This is a genomic window from Frateuria sp. Soil773 (genome assembly GCF_001428405.1).
Lineage (GTDB): Bacteria > Pseudomonadota > Gammaproteobacteria > Xanthomonadales > Rhodanobacteraceae > LMSL01.
Genome location: NZ_LMSL01000034.1, coordinates 67,920 through 82,156 on the forward strand (window position 1 = coordinate 67,920; position 14,237 = coordinate 82,156).

General features: G+C 61.1%; 22 protein-coding genes. 21 read left to right on the forward strand and 1 reads right to left on the reverse strand.

Going from position 1 to position 14,237, the window contains the following annotated elements:
- Window positions 1-143 precede the first annotated feature (143 nt).
- From ASG87_RS10210 to ASG87_RS20075, 16 genes are all read left to right on the forward strand, one after another.
- Window positions 144-878: a hypothetical protein gene (locus ASG87_RS10210; protein ID WP_157511014.1), complete on the forward strand. Its 735-nt coding sequence runs from the start codon at window positions 144-146 to the stop codon at window positions 876-878.
- Window positions 879-1,049: 171 nt separating this feature from the next.
- Complete coding sequence (locus ASG87_RS20055) at window positions 1,050-1,253, forward strand: hypothetical protein (protein WP_157511015.1); 204 nt, start codon at window positions 1,050-1,052, stop codon at window positions 1,251-1,253.
- A gap of 62 nt (window positions 1,254-1,315) precedes the next feature.
- Window positions 1,316-3,031, forward strand: coding sequence for a phage/plasmid primase, P4 family (locus ASG87_RS10220; RefSeq protein ID WP_082582898.1), 1,716 nt, complete (start codon window positions 1,316-1,318; stop codon window positions 3,029-3,031).
- 584 nt (window positions 3,032-3,615) lie between these two features.
- The gene (locus ASG87_RS10225; RefSeq protein ID WP_056004629.1) at window positions 3,616-4,260 is read left to right on the forward strand and encodes a type 4 pilus major pilin; all 645 of its coding nucleotides are present in this window, start codon (window positions 3,616-3,618) and stop codon (window positions 4,258-4,260) included.
- A gap of 15 nt (window positions 4,261-4,275) precedes the next feature.
- Window positions 4,276-4,632: a hypothetical protein gene (locus ASG87_RS10230; RefSeq protein ID WP_056004631.1), complete on the forward strand. Its 357-nt coding sequence runs from the start codon at window positions 4,276-4,278 to the stop codon at window positions 4,630-4,632.
- A 282-nt stretch (window positions 4,633-4,914) separates the two neighbouring features.
- Window positions 4,915-5,337, forward strand: a complete 423-nt coding sequence (locus ASG87_RS10235; protein WP_056004633.1) for a hypothetical protein — start codon at window positions 4,915-4,917, stop codon at window positions 5,335-5,337.
- A 52-nt stretch (window positions 5,338-5,389) separates the two neighbouring features.
- Window positions 5,390-5,704, forward strand: coding sequence for a hypothetical protein (locus tag ASG87_RS10240; protein ID WP_056004635.1), 315 nt, complete (start codon window positions 5,390-5,392; stop codon window positions 5,702-5,704).
- Between the two features lie 27 nt (window positions 5,705-5,731).
- Complete coding sequence (locus tag ASG87_RS20060) at window positions 5,732-5,926, forward strand: hypothetical protein (RefSeq protein ID WP_157511016.1); 195 nt, start codon at window positions 5,732-5,734, stop codon at window positions 5,924-5,926.
- Between the two features lie 132 nt (window positions 5,927-6,058).
- Window positions 6,059-6,334, forward strand: coding sequence for a hypothetical protein (locus ASG87_RS10245; RefSeq protein WP_056004637.1), 276 nt, complete (start codon window positions 6,059-6,061; stop codon window positions 6,332-6,334).
- Window positions 6,335-6,357: 23 nt separating this feature from the next.
- Window positions 6,358-6,867, forward strand: coding sequence for a hypothetical protein (locus tag ASG87_RS10250; protein WP_056004639.1), 510 nt, complete (start codon window positions 6,358-6,360; stop codon window positions 6,865-6,867).
- A gap of 79 nt (window positions 6,868-6,946) precedes the next feature.
- On the forward strand, window positions 6,947-7,567 hold the full coding sequence (locus ASG87_RS10255) for an AAA family ATPase (RefSeq protein WP_162258352.1): 621 nt from the start codon (window positions 6,947-6,949) through the stop codon (window positions 7,565-7,567).
- Window positions 7,564-8,223, forward strand: coding sequence for a hypothetical protein (locus ASG87_RS10260; protein WP_157511017.1), 660 nt, complete (start codon window positions 7,564-7,566; stop codon window positions 8,221-8,223). Before ASG87_RS10255 ends, ASG87_RS10260 begins: the two co-directional genes overlap by 4 nt.
- Before the next feature lie 236 nt (window positions 8,224-8,459).
- Entirely contained in the window at window positions 8,460-8,789 is a 330-nt protein-coding gene (locus tag ASG87_RS20065; RefSeq protein WP_157511018.1) for a hypothetical protein, read from the forward strand.
- A 206-nt stretch (window positions 8,790-8,995) separates the two neighbouring features.
- Window positions 8,996-9,289 carry a hypothetical protein gene (locus tag ASG87_RS10265; protein WP_056004642.1) on the forward strand — a complete coding sequence of 98 codons (294 nt, stop codon included), beginning with the start codon at window positions 8,996-8,998 and terminating at the stop codon, window positions 9,287-9,289.
- A 73-nt stretch (window positions 9,290-9,362) separates the two neighbouring features.
- On the forward strand, window positions 9,363-9,539 hold the full coding sequence (locus ASG87_RS20070; RefSeq protein WP_157511019.1) for a hypothetical protein: 177 nt from the start codon (window positions 9,363-9,365) through the stop codon (window positions 9,537-9,539).
- Window positions 9,527-9,820 (forward strand): hypothetical protein, encoded by a 294-nt coding sequence (locus tag ASG87_RS20075; RefSeq protein ID WP_157511020.1) that lies wholly within the window; start codon window positions 9,527-9,529, stop codon window positions 9,818-9,820. Before ASG87_RS20070 ends, ASG87_RS20075 begins: the two co-directional genes overlap by 13 nt.
- 14 nt (window positions 9,821-9,834) lie before the next feature.
- Here the strand turns inward: ASG87_RS20075 and ASG87_RS10275 are convergent, their stop codons facing one another.
- Complete coding sequence (locus ASG87_RS10275) at window positions 9,835-10,455, reverse strand: hypothetical protein (protein ID WP_056004644.1); 621 nt, start codon at window positions 10,453-10,455, stop codon at window positions 9,835-9,837.
- A gap of 222 nt (window positions 10,456-10,677) precedes the next feature.
- On the opposite strand from ASG87_RS10275, the gene ASG87_RS20080 reads away from it, so the two are divergent.
- The 5 genes from ASG87_RS20080 to ASG87_RS10290 all read left to right on the forward strand — a co-directional run bounded on the left by ASG87_RS20080 (window position 10,678) and on the right by ASG87_RS10290 (window position 14,120).
- Window positions 10,678-11,148, forward strand: coding sequence for a GNAT family protein (locus ASG87_RS20080; protein WP_235499626.1), 471 nt, complete (start codon window positions 10,678-10,680; stop codon window positions 11,146-11,148).
- A gap of 281 nt (window positions 11,149-11,429) precedes the next feature.
- Window positions 11,430-11,660 carry a hypothetical protein gene (locus ASG87_RS20085; protein ID WP_157511022.1) on the forward strand — a complete coding sequence of 77 codons (231 nt, stop codon included), beginning with the start codon at window positions 11,430-11,432 and terminating at the stop codon, window positions 11,658-11,660.
- A 43-nt stretch (window positions 11,661-11,703) separates the two neighbouring features.
- Window positions 11,704-12,225, forward strand: coding sequence for a helix-turn-helix domain-containing protein (locus ASG87_RS10285; protein WP_056004646.1), 522 nt, complete (start codon window positions 11,704-11,706; stop codon window positions 12,223-12,225).
- Window positions 12,222-12,704, forward strand: coding sequence for a hypothetical protein (locus ASG87_RS20090; protein WP_157511023.1), 483 nt, complete (start codon window positions 12,222-12,224; stop codon window positions 12,702-12,704). Before ASG87_RS10285 ends, ASG87_RS20090 begins: the two co-directional genes overlap by 4 nt.
- A 984-nt stretch (window positions 12,705-13,688) precedes the next feature.
- Window positions 13,689-14,120 carry a DUF6573 family protein gene (locus ASG87_RS10290; protein ID WP_056004647.1) on the forward strand — a complete coding sequence of 144 codons (432 nt, stop codon included), beginning with the start codon at window positions 13,689-13,691 and terminating at the stop codon, window positions 14,118-14,120.
- The last annotated feature ends 117 nt before the right edge of the window (window positions 14,121-14,237 follow it).

The window sequence follows — 14,237 nt, forward strand, 5'->3', positions numbered from 1 at the left end:
ACAGATACGTCAGAAGAAGCGTCGCTAGTCGCGATCCCCCGGCAGTTCCGCCCACTCGTTCCGCCCATTCCATCGCCCCCGTTTCCAAACATCGCTGACGACAGCGAGGCGGGGGAGTGTTGCCCACATTCAAGGAGACCACCATGAAACATCCCTTCACTCCACCCGAACTCAACACGCCCGCCTTCCACGCCTTGCGCAAGCGAATCGGGGGCCAGCACGCGAACTTCGAGCGACTGGTCTATGGCAGCCTCGCCGCCTTTGGGCGATCGCCCGAACTGATGTTCGCTGCCCGCTACCTCGCCCACGTAGACCTGGGCGATGAAGAACGGATTGGCCAGCTCTTTGCTGACGCTGATTCGTGGCGGGCAGACATGGGGGCTTATCTGACAGCGGTCTGTTCCTTGCCGCCCTGGACCGATCTGCTCGGCGTGCTTCATGCGGAGGCGACCGCAAGGGCCGATCGGGACGCCAGGTGCCAGCACTTCACACCCTCCAACCTGTCGGATGGGGCCGCGGCGTTCTCACCATCGAGGGGAGAAACACCACAGCATGTCATGGATCCTTGTTGCGGATCTGGTGCACTGATCCTGGCCCACCTGCGCCGGAGCCAGAGCGTCGCGGCCATGACGATCCAAGCCAACGACCTGGATCCACTCTGCAGCGCGATGACCGCTTTGCAGATCCATGCCGGCGGTTTTGTGCAGGGGCGACAGTTTCCTCGGCTCGTTGTGGTCACCCAGGTCGATCTGATCCGTGAGTATTTGGAGACCAAAAGGCCGATGTGGATGTGTGAGCGGATGTCGGACGAAGACGCCGAACAGGTCCAGGAGCTCGTCGCAATTGGGAAACACCTGAGCCAGAACAAGGCCGCTTAAACACCTGACAATTTCTAGGTTTCTGCATCGCCTTCAACCCCAAGCGTGGCGCCACTTTCCAGCCGATTAGTGGTGCGTGGCGGAGCCTTTTATCCGTGGATGGGCTTGCCTGAAATGCGAACCGTCCTACAACAAATTACCGCACAGAATAAATCACAACCGGAGCAACCCATGTCCAAGGACACCCCCATCACTCGCCGTCGCGTCGGTCGCCCGGCCGTCATCCACCGCAAGGAGTTCCCGGTGCATGCACTGCTCGATGCTCAGACAAAGGCGGCTGTCGAGCGCGTGACTTCGCGCCGACAGGAAAGCCAGTCCTGCTTTCTGCGCCGAGCAGTGTTGGAACTGCTGCAACGCGAAACGCAAACCGCATAAACGACGAAACCCAATCCTGGCCGGGACTGGGTTTCTGAGACCACAACAGTTTGGAGACTGATATGCCATTTCTAAGCGATCAACATGATCGTGTCAAGGTCCTGACGGAAGCCCGTCGGATTGATGGCACCCTCATCAACCCACCCGCCCCGGTGACTTCGATTGCGGAACAACGCAAGAAGACCAAGAGCAAAGCGAATACGCCACTGGTTCCTGACGTCGAAAAGCCCGAGGGTCCCAGTTTCGAGCTGCGCTACTCGCTCGATCGCGCGAAGGATCCGAACATTTGCGTCGGCGGTCCGACCGGCGATGCCGATGGCCGCATCGACTGCACGGTTTACCGGTGGTCCGTGGAAGCCGACGGAAGCGCTTACTGGCACATCAAGGATCCGAAAGGCCTGGAAGCCGATGCGTTGAAATGGCTGGAAGACTTCGCACCGCACAAGGCCAACAACAGGAACGCTAAGGAAGCCGCGGCCACGTTGACGACCCTGCTGGTGGGTCGTGGCCATGAGAAAGCGGTGCCGATGGCCGACCCGAAGCGCAACCTGGTTCCCTTGCGTGGTCAGTATTTGTCGATCAACGATCAGGGCGTGATCACCTGCCTCTCGCCCGATCCACGCTATGGCGTGACGTATTGCGTGGGCGCCTCGTTTGATCCGCGCAAACTGGCCGGTGGCGTCTACACCCCGCAGCCGGTGCGCCCGGACAGCCACTTTGGCCGGTATCTCGCGACCACCTTTGCGGATGATGACGTGCGCGACTTGGCGCAGGAAGCGTTTTCCACCGTGTTGATCAATCGGTGTTTCGAGAAATCCATCTGGATGTATGGCGAAGGCGAGAATGGCAAGTCCGTGATGCTCCACATCATGACCGCCGTGGTGGGTGGCCGCAGCGCGCCGGTGAAGCTGGCCCGCCTGGTGCGCGATCATTTCGGCACAGCCGCGCTCCATGGTGCTCGCCTGGCCACCGTGGCCGAAGTTCCAAAGGCGCTGACGAACGAAATGCAGGACACGCTGAAAGAGCTTTTCAGCTGGGATGAGCAGCCATTGGAACGCAAAGGCCGCGACGCTTTCACTTTCCGACCGAACGCGGTGTGGATCCTCGCTTCCAATGCCTTCCCGCGCGTGAGCCAGCAAGAGCACGGTTTTTGGCGAAAGATCCTCACGCTTCCGTTCACACAGCGCGTGCCGCAAGAGATGAAAATTGCAGACTTCCACAAGCTCATCGTTGACAACGGCGCGGAGATGGCCCAAGTCATCGACTGGCTGCTCATCGGCGCGCAGCGGTTGATCCGCCGGGGCGGCAAGTTTGGCGAACTGCCAGCTGCCGTAGTGGCTCTTGCGCAACAACAGCGCATGGAGAGCGACCCGGTCGTGGCGTTCCTGGACGACAGTGAAGCGTTGGCGGACAGTGGAACCTGGACGTCCAAACTGGCGGTCTATCACGCTTATCGCGAGTATTGCGACGAGCGTGGCAAGCAACCGCTGGGCGAGCCGGCATTCTGGGTGGGCGTGCGTGGGGTGTTTCAGGGTGTGGATCTGGAAGGCCGCAAAGGGCCGAGCAAGAAGGGCAAGCGAGAGCGGTATGTGCAACTGCGGGTGTCCGGCGTGCAACCGCTGGACCGGACGTTGGTGCCGCACTCCTGGTCTGGGCTGGGCCTGGTCGTGAGCAAGCCCGCCGCACCCGTGAAGCCGGCACCCGTGGCGTTCGTTCCGAGCGTGCCGGATGTGCAGGAATGGAGCAGCGACGCGCTGGACGACGCGATTCATTTTTGAACCGATTCATCCGAAGAGTGCAGCGAAGGGGCGGGTTTTCCGCCCTTTTTCGTGTCTGAGCGGTGATGTGTCCGGGTGCCCGGTCATGGGTCGGACATCCACCCGGACAGCCGCAGCCCTTGTGCCCCAACGGTTTCCAAGGATCGGGGGTCACTTGTCCGACCGGACCACCCCCAAACCTGTTGGTCTATATCAGGACAGAGAGCACGAGTGTCGATGTAACGCCATACAGCGCTTCTAAAAGCGTTTTGCTGACTGAAATCGACAGGTTTGGGGGTGGTCACCCGGACAAGCTTTTTTAATGGCTGAAAAACCGCACAACCATGCGGGCTCCCGCTGTCCGACCCCTTGACCGACCCATGACCGGGCACTCGGACAAGTGTTTGCCGTAGGTTGCGCAACCTTGGCGCCTCCCGGCGCAGTTCAATGCCAAGGGCAGGGCGAAACCGCGCCGCGTTGCGGCCATTCGCAATTCATGATCGTCATTGCCTGACACACCTAGGCGGACCATCCCTCGGGTCCTGACCTTGACACCGACAATTTATCGACCATCGTCAGGGTATCCCGACCAGATACATCTCGCCATGAACGCACAATCGCATCGCACCCACACCCGCGGCTTCGGTCTCTTTGAAACCATCCTGACCTTTGCCATCCTGATTGCCGCCAGCGCCACGGTGTGGGCATTGGCCGCACCCGCAGGCGTCACGACTCAGGTTGCCGCCGAGACCACGCGCCTCAGCACCCTCGTGCAAAACATCGATGGCGCTTTCGCCAATGCCGGCGACTTTGCCGGGGTCACGACAGCCAACGGCATCCGCGACGGCTGGCAGGCCCCGGGCATCTCACCGGTCGATACCGCCTGGGGCACCTTCGACCTGGCCCCGGCCACCGTGCACGCGCCAAACGATGCGTGGTCCGCCAGTTATTCCACGGTCCCGCCCGAAGCGTGCGCCCAACTCACCGCCCAGGCCCTCCATTCCATGGCCTGGCTGGCCGTCACCGTCGATGGCACGTCCGTCAGCACGACCACCGCCCAGAGCGCGTGCACGGATCCGCAGCACCCCACGCACGCTCTGGTCTTGGTGCGCTACGTCGGCACGAAGACCGGCCCGACCTCCGGCCTGCAACCGCTGTGCTTCGATCGCTACCGCAAAGACCCGCGCGGCTACGAAACCGGGTGTCCGCAAAACGACTCGGCCTATGCACCCGCACCCCACACGCTCTGAGCGAAGGGCTACATCATGACCACATCCATCCGCTTCCTCTTCGCCGCCGCGCTGGCCACCAGCCTCACCCTCACCGTCCATGCGCAGGAGCCGCCTGGGGCGCAGGTGCTTGGGCCATCATGGATCGGCCAGCAGATCGACGTGCGCGGGTTCGTCATCGCGTGGGATGGCGACTGCCGCCAGGTGGCCGTTGAACGCGACGGGATCGAGGGCGCCGGTGGGCGTGTCTGGGCGTGCTATGGACCTGGGATGAGGGCGCCGGAATTGAGCGAAGAGGCGCACGTGCGTGGTGTGGTGAGCGACACACGAATGACGCGCATGGGTCCCCGGTGGCGCGTGGTGCCCGTGGTGCAACTCCACGCGAAGCGGTGAGTGCTTTTCCCGGGGCTTCTTGCCATTGAGCCAGGCGCCGAAGGCGGCTGAACATTGGGGAGATCTGGGCGCGTGGGTGGAGCAAAAGCGCTGAATGGAAAAGCAGAAGAGCAGTGGCGCAGCGTGGCTCGGCCACGCATGAAGGCGCCTTGATCGTGTAGGGAAATCCTGACCGATCGTGTCGCAAAAATAGATCGAAAACGGCCTTGCGCGGCGGGAAGTTTCGTCTATGTTGGACTTACAGGGAGCCCAGACAGGGAGCCCAAATCCCAGGAGAAACCCATGAGCACGAAGACCATTACAAACACCACCGCAGACCTCCGCGACCAGTTCGCTATGGCGGCACTGACCGACTTGCTGGCGAGTGAGGAGGGCATATCTAGCCATTGGGCAGCTGACCGCGCTTATGAAGTCGCGGACGAGATGTTGTTTGCTCGCGACCAGCCGCGTCAGGAGAAGAATTTTTGCATCCACGCATGCAACTTCATCTGCATGGAAACCGGTGCTGACAATGTTTCGCGGTGGAGTGTGAAAGTGGCAGATGGTGGCCGGGGATTTGAGCTCGAAGTCAAAGCGGATGCGGAAAAGGATGAGCTTTTCTATGACGCACCTTTCGCCTTCCTCTATGACGAAGAAGAAACCTTGTATGACAAGGTCGGCGATGCAATCAACATTGCCATGGGCTGTTCTGCGGCAAGCGTTTGAACCCTCGACCGGCCACGGACGGCTCTTCCAACACCCCACCGAGACCACACCCATGAAACCCGAACCGCTCAGCAAAACCTACATCACCGACGTCGACGGCAACGAACTCCCGATCGCGGCCACGCGGAATCCGAACGCCGCGTTCCACTTCGCACAAGTGGGCGTGGTCCCAGACGGCACGGTGTGGCGCTGCGACGCCATCCAGGGACGCGCGATGACCCACCGCCTCACGTTCACCTCTTACTACGCGCACGCCAGCCGCACCGGTCACCCCATGGGCTGGTTGCTCTTCCGCCAGATGCTCGCACACGAAGCCACGGCCAAGTGGGAACGCGAACTGGAAGCTCAGCACGCCCTGGCCGCCTAACCTCACCACACATCCCGGAGAAACACCATGAACACTTCAACCACCGCCGATCGCTCTGACCTGCAAAACCTGCCGACTCAGGTTGCCCTTGAAGCTTTTTCCCGGCTCTCTCGTGCGCAATCCCGGTTGGCTCAGACCGACTCAGCGGCCTTCCGCCAAGCGTATGAAGCCAGCGCCCGCCAGGTGCTCGCTGAGCTGAAAGCCCAGAACGGCGCCGCTTGAAAAACCCCCTGAACCCGCCTCAACTTTCTCAACTATTTTTCGCCAACCCACTTGACAGCCCCGCACGTTCGACTATGTTCAAAGTATGGGGAGCCCAGACAGGGCACCCGTCATATCCCCCAGGAGCCGACCATGATTTTCCATAGCCACACCCGCATCGCTGACGCTGACCGCACCCTGGACGGCTCCCCCATCCCCGTCGCCCAGGAACCCTGGCCGTTCCGTTCCGATTTCGTGCGCAACCTCCTGGCCGACGCCGGCTACTCCGAAACCAGCCTGCGCGCCATCGAATACAAGGTCGCGCACCCGAGCGAAGTGGAACCCGACCTGCGGCTCTTCGACTTGAACCTGCGCGCCTCCGCACGCGGCTACGCCGACCCCATGCCGCTGAGCATGGCGGTTGCCTGATCCCACCCATCGAGACCACGACCATGCCTCTCTTTCAGCCTTTCATCCCCAAAGCCGCCATCGACGTCCAGCCGGAAACCCGGCCCATCTTCCAGGCGATCCTCAACAGCAACGTCGATGCCGTGGTGGCTGCCATGGTGGCCGGCGAAGACCTCAACGCTGCCAGTGCCTTCCGTCTGACGCCCTTGCATGTGGCTTGCCGCGTGTATGGAATGAAAGCCGGCCCCGGTTTCTGCCGTCCCGCGGACGCTGAGCTGATCATCAAGATCCTGCTTTCCGCCGGTGCGTCCCCGCTCGCTCGCGATGCCTTGGGCCACATGCCCACCGAGTATTGCGAAGGGCATTCGCCGAAGTGCCTGCGTGATGCGATGCAGGAACTGGCACGCCAAGGCACCTGGCCCGAACCGAACCCGAGCGGCTTCGATTACGAAGAAGGGGACGTGCGACCGGTGAAACGTGCGCGCAGTGCCACCCATGTCCCGGTGGGCGGTTACGTGCCATGGCGCGAACGCGTGCGCAAGGCGGCCGCGTGAACGCCGTCGACCTCTTCCACTTCCTCAACAAGCGCATGGGTCCACAAAGCGGCCTGCGCTTCACCGGAGCAAAAAAACGATGAACCCCCACCGCGTTCTTCACTGCTACTCGCCAAAGGGCGGCAGTGGCAAAACCATGCTGGCCCTCACGCTTGCCGGCGCCCTCGCTCAACATGGGCGTGTCCTGGTCGTCGATTACGACCCGAACGGGAACGATGGGGGCGCCTTGCGCTGGGCCGCCCAAGCCCGTGACTGCGATCGACCCACCAGTTTCATGGTGTCGCCCGCGATGCCCCGGCGCCCGGAGGATTTCGACGTGATCCTGATCGACCATGCGCCTGGGCGACCGGCACGGGTGACCGACGGGCAGGTGATCATCCCCACGACCCTGGATCCTGGCACCTATTTCTCGGCTCGCCGGGCGCTCGACGTGCTGCGCAAGCGCAAACCGGTGTTGGTCGCCAACAGGGTGCGCCTCGATCGCGCTGAGCCCCGCCGCCTGCTGGCCCAATTGCCGGGCACCCTGGCGCTGAGCGATCGCGCCATTTTTGCCAGCGCGTATGGCGTGGGCGCCACGATCTGGGACGAGGACGCCGGGCTGCGCAACGCCCAGGCCGCGCGGGCCGAGTTTCAGCCGGTGGTCGACGCCGTGTTGGCGCGGGCAGGGTTCCCTGTTCGGGTTCCCGGGGAGGCCGCATGAACGCTATCATCGACCCCATGGCCACGACCAAAAAAACGACTGCGAAGCCTGCCGCGAAGAAAGCCGGCGCCTGGATCACGAAGGCGGCTGCGGCCCCGGCAAAGGATGGGCGCACGCAACGGCCCACGAAAGCTGAGGCGCGCCCGATGCCGCCCGGTTCCACGTTCCGGTTTGAAGTCTCCGGGGGCGCGGGCCAAGTGATCATGGCGGCCCGGATCCCGACCGCGACCTCCCGTGATGGTCAGTTCTCCCTGCCGCCGAACCTGGAACGGCAGGCGCGGGATGCGACTGGCGAAAGCAACTGGTCTTCGGCGATCATCGCACTGGCCGACTACGCCATCGACGTGCTGGAACAGACGCCCGGTGCGGCCACGATCACGCCAGACAGCAACGCGAGCGGCGAGGGCAAGGTGTGCTCACGACTGTCCGTGGAGCCGGGCAAAAAGTTGACCATCACTCTTGCGGCACCGCTGCCCGCCTGGCACAAGCAGGGCCGTCGCCGCATCGGTGTCCCCGAGGACATCCGCGCGCGGATCAATGGCCTGATCGTGCAGGGCAGTTTCACCGGTGTGCTGTTGGGCCTGGCCCAATTCGCCCTGGAACACCTGCGCAAACACAAGAAGCGGCTGCTGGTGTTGCCGGCCAACCTGGACTGAGCGCAGCGGTGGGGCAGCGCCAGGTGGGCCGCTCCCGCGGCCAGCTTGGTGTGAAAAGCGGAAGAGCAGGGACGCAGCGTGGCTTGGCCACGCTTGAAAGGCGCCGGATGTGTAGGGAAATCCTGACTGATCTTGTCGCAAAAATAGATCGAAAACGGCCTTGCGCACCTGGATTTTTCCTCTATGTTGGACTTATAGGGAGCCCTGACGGGGCACCCATAACCCAGGAGAAACACATGAGCAGAAAATTAAGCGTTCTTTCCATTGAAGAGCTGCCTTCCGAGGCGCGGTGGTTTGTCATGCGCACGTTTGCGATCAGTTTCATGGATTCAGGGGACACAAAAATCGTTCGAGCACGCCTGAGCCGATCGGGGTATGTAACTTTCGAAGAGAGCTTTATTTCACTTATGACTCCGATCCAGATGTGCCAAGTTGTGGCACTGGTTCAAGTCTTGTTGTGTGATCTGCTCAAAGCACCTTATAGCGAAGGCGGTGCAGGTGGCTTCAAGAGCTGGCGTGAGTCAGCGGAGCATTGGGAAGCCGTCATCAACGCCAGCTTGGTGTGAAAAGCGAAAGAGCAGGGGCGCAGCGCGGGCAAGCCGCGCCGAGAGGCGCCCCTTGGCGTGTAGGGAAAACCTGGCTTCACGCGTCGAAAAAATGAGGGCAAATATCTTGTCTATTTTGGTTAAATGGGCTTGCGCAGCTCTTATTTTTCGCTAGATTGTAGACATAGGGAGCCCAAACGGGGCACCCACAATCCAGAGGAAACACCATGTCTCACTTCGATAACCGACTCAATGATGCCGCCGCGTTCCTGATCCCTCACATGGAAGGAAACGACCACTTCCAAGATTTCAGCTTGGCCGATCGCATCAAGGATCCAGATGGCCTGTATGCCATAGAAGCCGAAATGACCGACAGCGATGATGAGCTGACACATAGCGCAATCGTGCGCGAGGCAATGGGGTTGATGGCAGCGGCGACTCCGGCAGAACGCTTGGATCTGTTCAAGGCGTATTCGCGGAGGGACCAAGACGAGATCGCCTCAATCGAACTTGGCGCCTAAACGGGCCCAGATGGGGCTGGGGAGACCTGGCCCTTCCGCCCCCACGATCACTCTACCCATCGCGAGACCACCCATGACCATGACCATGACCATGACCAAGACCTTGACCCAACACCGGCGCGCCGCTGCTCAGACCTACCTGGAAGGCCTGGCCGCCTTCGAGAAGAACATCGGCAACAACCCCCGATCTTCCATGACCCCAACGCTCAGGCGGTCGATTACGAAGCGGCCGCGTTCATGGGCATGCTGATTCGCCAGGACCAAGCCCTTCTCAACGACGACGATGAGGTGACCGATGAGGCCGCAGAATTGGCCACGTGCATGCACCCCATGGATCCAAACCTGCTCATCCGCACGGCTTACGTGCTCGCAAGTCGGCATGAAGAAGTCCGGATGAACCTTGAACTGAAAACCGCTGACGCAACCGACGATGAGCTGGACCACATCGCCCGGCTGAATGGGGAACCGGCCAGCTTTGATGCGGCGGCCGGTCCGGGTGCGCCGTTTCCAAGCTCGAACAGCCGAAACTGAGGGATGCCTTCCGCTTAGCGCAGCTGGGAGCGGCGCATTTTGTAGCGATTGCGTGGGGCGAAGAACTGGCCCGGCGGCAGCGGCACCTCAGGCACATCGGCGCAGGTCCATTCCTTCGTGCCCAGGTTCCACATCGAGTCGATGGTGTAGAGGAACGCGTGCTCCGCTTCCCCATCCAATCCAAGGATTTCCTGGAAGTCGCACTGGTGCCCGATCCGCAGGTTTCCTTTGCCGTGGTCATACATGCCCAATCGCACGTTCCAGAAGTCGCCCACGGCGCCGGTTAAGGCCTCAACGCGTTTCGTGTAAGCCTCAACGTCAATCTTCCAATAGGTCCGGGCCGCCAGGATGACCGTGAGGCTGCCTTTGTGCTCCCCTATGAACTGGACACCCGGCAACAGGCCGGCCATCAACATTTCTTCAATTACGGCAATGATGCGGGTGTCATGGTCATCGTCCCAGATCACTGCAAAGTCGTGGATATGGGGAAGGTGCGTTGGGCGTTGTTCGACATCACGTGAGTCGATGGCCCGAAACACGGAAAAGGCGCCGTAGAACCGATCACCAGGCCTGTCCGGCTGATCAAAGAGGCACTGGAAAAAAGACGAATACGTCTGCAAGGCGCTGGTGGCCATGTGGGTCTCCCATTTCGTTGGAGAACAGTGGATTCCTCCACGTGCGGCTGAGCTTTCGGCTCTGCCGGATTCGCCCTCAGTTTCACTCAACACGGGCGCCTCGATCAAGGCCTTGGGCTGCTACTGCATTTGCGCCCGGTGCGGCGACATGGGCCTTGTCGGAGTGGAGAAAATGGGCGAGGCTTCCTCAGACCACTGACCAAGGAGACGGCCGTGCCTGCGATGACTGATCCCTATGCTGCCCTGACCTCGTTTCAGCAAGCGCTGAGCCAAGGCGAGATTGCCGTTCAACCCGGGGCGCTCAATCCCGATGTCTTTGTGCATGCGGATCAACCGAACGGCGAGATGCGGCTCACGTATGTCCAGGTGGATGGTGGAACAGTGATCGCTTTTGCCACATTTGTGGGCTGCGATCCCGTCGAAGGACGGCCTTGTTTCCAGATCGGATATGCGGTGCCAGACACGCGTAGAAACCAAGGCCTGGCTACGTCCCTGGTCAAAGCGGCGATCGCTGAAATGCAACACGGTTTCACACGTGCGCGCCTCACGCCGTTTTTCATTGAAGCGATTGTTGGGGTGGACAACCTTGCTTCCCAGCATGTGGCCGCAAAGACACTTTCAGCGGATCGCGTCGAAGTGACGGATCGACAGTCCGGCCAGCCCGCCTATCAATACCTGCGCAAAATCGAATGATCAGGTAGGCGGCTTGGACCTGGCGGTGATTGGGAGTGTGCAAGAGGTGTGGCCGCTCCCGCGGCCAGCTTGGTGTGAAAAGCGGAAGAGCAGGGGCGCAGCGCGGGCAAGCCGCGCTTGAAAGGCGCCGGATGTGTAGGGAAATCCTGACGCAACGTGTCGCAAAAAAAGATCAAATTATCTCGACTATTTTGCTGAAAAGGGCTTGCGCAACTCTTATTTTTCGTTAGATTGTAGTCATAGGGAGCCCAGACGGGGCACCCATAGCCCAGGAGAACACCATGTCATTCACTCTAATTTCTAGCACCAAGCTTGATCACAACGACGACCTCGACCGCGATGTTTCGAAATGGAATGTTGTGGTCAGCGATGGCGAGAATGAATTCGAGATCGAAGTCTTCGTCAATGATGACGACAACTCGGTTGAGTTCGAACAACCGGAGGGTCTGGAAGACTTCGAGCAGGATGAGCTGTTCGTCCTGCTCGCAGATACAGCGGCCAAGGCGGCCTGAGGAAAGAAGCCCCGGGCAACCGGGGCCTTTTTGGGAGGCGAACATGAAGATGTATCACCCGAATGGCCACGCATGGCGCGAGCACCACGGCTTTAAGCATCTGCCGCGCATGCCGGTCGACGGCTGGGAACGCTACAAAGACCTTGACCATGAAACCCAGCGTCAGGTCAAAGGCATCGTGAAAGGGCGGATCCGCGGCGGCGACTTCCCGTCGATCAGCGAAACCGTGGGCCTGAGTGCCCACCACGTGTCGCACTACATCCACATCCTGCGCATCCCTACAACCAACGCGTTTCGGATGCGCAGGCTTGCCAAGCTCTATTGCCAGGGCCTCAGCGCGCCCGAGGTCGCCCAGCGCATGGGGTTGACCGTTCGCGCGGTGAACGTCCTGCGCGGCCACTTGCGTCTTCCGCCCTTTCCCCGCCAGAAGCATCGGATGAAGCTCAGCGTGCCGGGGCACCCTGGCCTGACCGTGCGCCAGGTGGCGGAGAAGCTGGGGGTGTCCCGGCAGACCGTTTACAACAGAATCCCAGCGGCTCAGCGTTCCATCGAGACAACACCATGAACAACTTAATCAACGAACTAACAATCATTCACCATCAACGGCGGCGCAAGCATTGCAAGAAAAGACGCTATTTGACGGAAGAGGTCGCCAACATCGGATTGAATGAGGTGAGAACCTATCGAATATCAGAAGGAGAGCCGGTAGGGGCCGGAAAATGTGGTTATGAAGATCACGCTTACCAATGCCCTTCCTGTGGCTATTGGCATCTCACCAGCATGACTGACCAGGCGTATGAGGAAGCGGTGCTGACCAAAGCCCTGGCACCTTCGGGCTTTCCAATCCACGCTGATACCGCGGGTCGAAAGATGTTTTGGAAGGGTGGATTCACTCCGGCCGTGAAGCGATACATCGATAACTCTTTTGACAAGAAAATGAGAGTTCGCGAGGAGGCTGACCACACGCATAGGAATGAAAGGCGGCGAGACAGAGGAGCGACGAAACGCGGCAGCCGTAGAAACTGGCGCCTGGACGAAGGATAGAATTGCCTGCCGTTGCAAACGATCGCTGGATGCTGCGGTGCCAAAGGAGCTGACCGTGCCCGATGCCTTCGGCACCGCAGGGACAGCCGGATGGACGACGCATGGATAAGCCCTTGGCTTACCCACCCGATCGCCCACGCGCCTGACCCCACTTCGCGCACTGGCAGATCACGAGCGCAGCCACCACCAGGCCCCAGCCTCGCTCGGGCTGGGGCGCTCAATGGCCAATTCTTATCGGACGCCGAGGACAGCGCCGCTCAGGTGCGCGGTGTTCGATCCTGGCCGTTGTCCGGCACCCACGCCGGCCCAAGTTTCCCCTGGTCCACCGCACCTTGGCGGCCCGCGCATTCGGGGCAATAGCCACCGATGCTCACGGATCCGTAGATCACCCCGGCGCACCCCCGGCAAAGAATGCCGTCTTCCATCGCTTCTGACCAATCGCCCATTTTCGTGTCTCCTTTTTTCTTGTCGTGAGGCCGCCTCTTTGGGTCGGCACGCGCAGACTAGGCACCAGGGGCGCACGAGCGCAAGGCACACGGCAACAAAAAAGGACCCCTGATCGCTCAGGGGTCCGGCCGCCTTTGCGGCGGTGCGCTGGATGCTGACAGGGGGAGCAGCCCCAGCGCACAAACAGATTAACGCCGACCATTCTCACGGATTGCGACGGGTTTTCCTGCCTTGCTTATCACCCAGCGTTCTTGATCTTCGCCGGCCAACGGCCGGCCCCGCGCGATGCGATCCCGCGGCACAACAAGAGCAAAAGCAACCCTCACGCTCGGCTTCTCCGATCAAGAGTCGATCAGGGCCCGTGTCAGTCGCCGGCACCGAGCCGCTTCGCGTCCGCACCAGCCGGCTCCATCCCGCGCCAAGCCCCTCTCTTCTGCTCTTGACCGCGCCTCTCTCCGGGCGGGCGGTCTGCCATCGGCAGCGTGTTCGCACCCGCTGCCCTTTCAGGGCCAGCAACTACCGAAGAGGAAACAGACCATGACCGACCGCAGCAACCCATTTGCCGACATGCCCACGATCTACGCTTACACCCGCGCCCAGGCGTTGGAAGATGGCGTGCTGGTGGCCGTTCCCCGCGCCCAGGCCATGGGCTTCAATGTGCCCGTCGTGGTGACCGAAGCTGTCTGGAATTCACTGATCGATTGGGACGAGACGGATCCGGGCTTCGCTGAAATCCAGGCGATGCGAGAAACCGCCGTGTTGACCGCCGCGCTTCATGAAGCCAAGGCCCTGATCCGCAGGCAGGGGCAGGGGAACACGGACGAGTCGGGCGACCGGATCTATTTTGCCGTGGAAGCGATCGCCAACGATGGCACCGGCCGCATCATCGAAACCGCACTCTGGATGCTGATTGGGCCGGGCGACGACGCTGAACCCGTGGGAACGATCATGCTGATCGGGGAGGACTGAGACCAACAGCGCCGCTTGAAAAACCTGTCGCTGGTCTGGCCACCGTGCCGGCCGGCGACTTTACTTTTCTCGCGAGCGAGAGCGAGAATGGAGCCGCAGCGTGGTGGATGATTGCCA

Bases quoted from the DNA above. Each gene is read 5' to 3' on its own strand.
- ASG87_RS10285 (WP_056004646.1), top strand. From the start codon at position 11,704: ATGAAGATGTATCACCCGAATGGCCACGCATGGCGCGAGCACCACGGC.
- ASG87_RS20055 (WP_157511015.1), top strand. From the start codon at position 1,050: ATGTCCAAGGACACCCCCATCACTCGCCGTCGCGTCGGTCGCCCGGCC.
- ASG87_RS20060 (WP_157511016.1), top strand. From the start codon at position 5,732: ATGAACACTTCAACCACCGCCGATCGCTCTGACCTGCAAAACCTGCCG.
- ASG87_RS10275 (WP_056004644.1), bottom strand. From the start codon at position 10,455: ATGGCCACCAGCGCCTTGCAGACGTATTCGTCTTTTTTCCAGTGCCTC.
- ASG87_RS10255 (WP_162258352.1), top strand. From the start codon at position 6,947: ATGAACCCCCACCGCGTTCTTCACTGCTACTCGCCAAAGGGCGGCAGT.
- ASG87_RS20070 (WP_157511019.1), top strand. From the start codon at position 9,363: ATGACCATGACCATGACCATGACCAAGACCTTGACCCAACACCGGCGC.
- ASG87_RS20065 (WP_157511018.1), top strand. From the start codon at position 8,460: ATGAGCAGAAAATTAAGCGTTCTTTCCATTGAAGAGCTGCCTTCCGAG.
- ASG87_RS10210 (WP_157511014.1), top strand. From the start codon at position 144: ATGAAACATCCCTTCACTCCACCCGAACTCAACACGCCCGCCTTCCAC.
- ASG87_RS20080 (WP_235499626.1), top strand. From the start codon at position 10,678: ATGACTGATCCCTATGCTGCCCTGACCTCGTTTCAGCAAGCGCTGAGC.
- ASG87_RS10225 (WP_056004629.1), top strand. From the start codon at position 3,616: ATGAACGCACAATCGCATCGCACCCACACCCGCGGCTTCGGTCTCTTT.
- ASG87_RS10235 (WP_056004633.1), top strand. From the start codon at position 4,915: ATGAGCACGAAGACCATTACAAACACCACCGCAGACCTCCGCGACCAG.
- ASG87_RS10265 (WP_056004642.1), top strand. From the start codon at position 8,996: ATGTCTCACTTCGATAACCGACTCAATGATGCCGCCGCGTTCCTGATC.
- ASG87_RS10230 (WP_056004631.1), top strand. From the start codon at position 4,276: ATGACCACATCCATCCGCTTCCTCTTCGCCGCCGCGCTGGCCACCAGC.
- ASG87_RS20085 (WP_157511022.1), top strand. From the start codon at position 11,430: ATGTCATTCACTCTAATTTCTAGCACCAAGCTTGATCACAACGACGAC.
- ASG87_RS10245 (WP_056004637.1), top strand. From the start codon at position 6,059: ATGATTTTCCATAGCCACACCCGCATCGCTGACGCTGACCGCACCCTG.
- ASG87_RS10290 (WP_056004647.1), top strand. From the start codon at position 13,689: ATGACCGACCGCAGCAACCCATTTGCCGACATGCCCACGATCTACGCT.
- ASG87_RS10240 (WP_056004635.1), top strand. From the start codon at position 5,390: ATGAAACCCGAACCGCTCAGCAAAACCTACATCACCGACGTCGACGGC.
- ASG87_RS10250 (WP_056004639.1), top strand. From the start codon at position 6,358: ATGCCTCTCTTTCAGCCTTTCATCCCCAAAGCCGCCATCGACGTCCAG.
- ASG87_RS20090 (WP_157511023.1), top strand. From the start codon at position 12,222: ATGAACAACTTAATCAACGAACTAACAATCATTCACCATCAACGGCGG.
- ASG87_RS10220 (WP_082582898.1), top strand. From the start codon at position 1,316: ATGCCATTTCTAAGCGATCAACATGATCGTGTCAAGGTCCTGACGGAA.
- ASG87_RS20075 (WP_157511020.1), top strand. From the start codon at position 9,527: ATGGGCATGCTGATTCGCCAGGACCAAGCCCTTCTCAACGACGACGAT.
- ASG87_RS10260 (WP_157511017.1), top strand. From the start codon at position 7,564: ATGAACGCTATCATCGACCCCATGGCCACGACCAAAAAAACGACTGCG.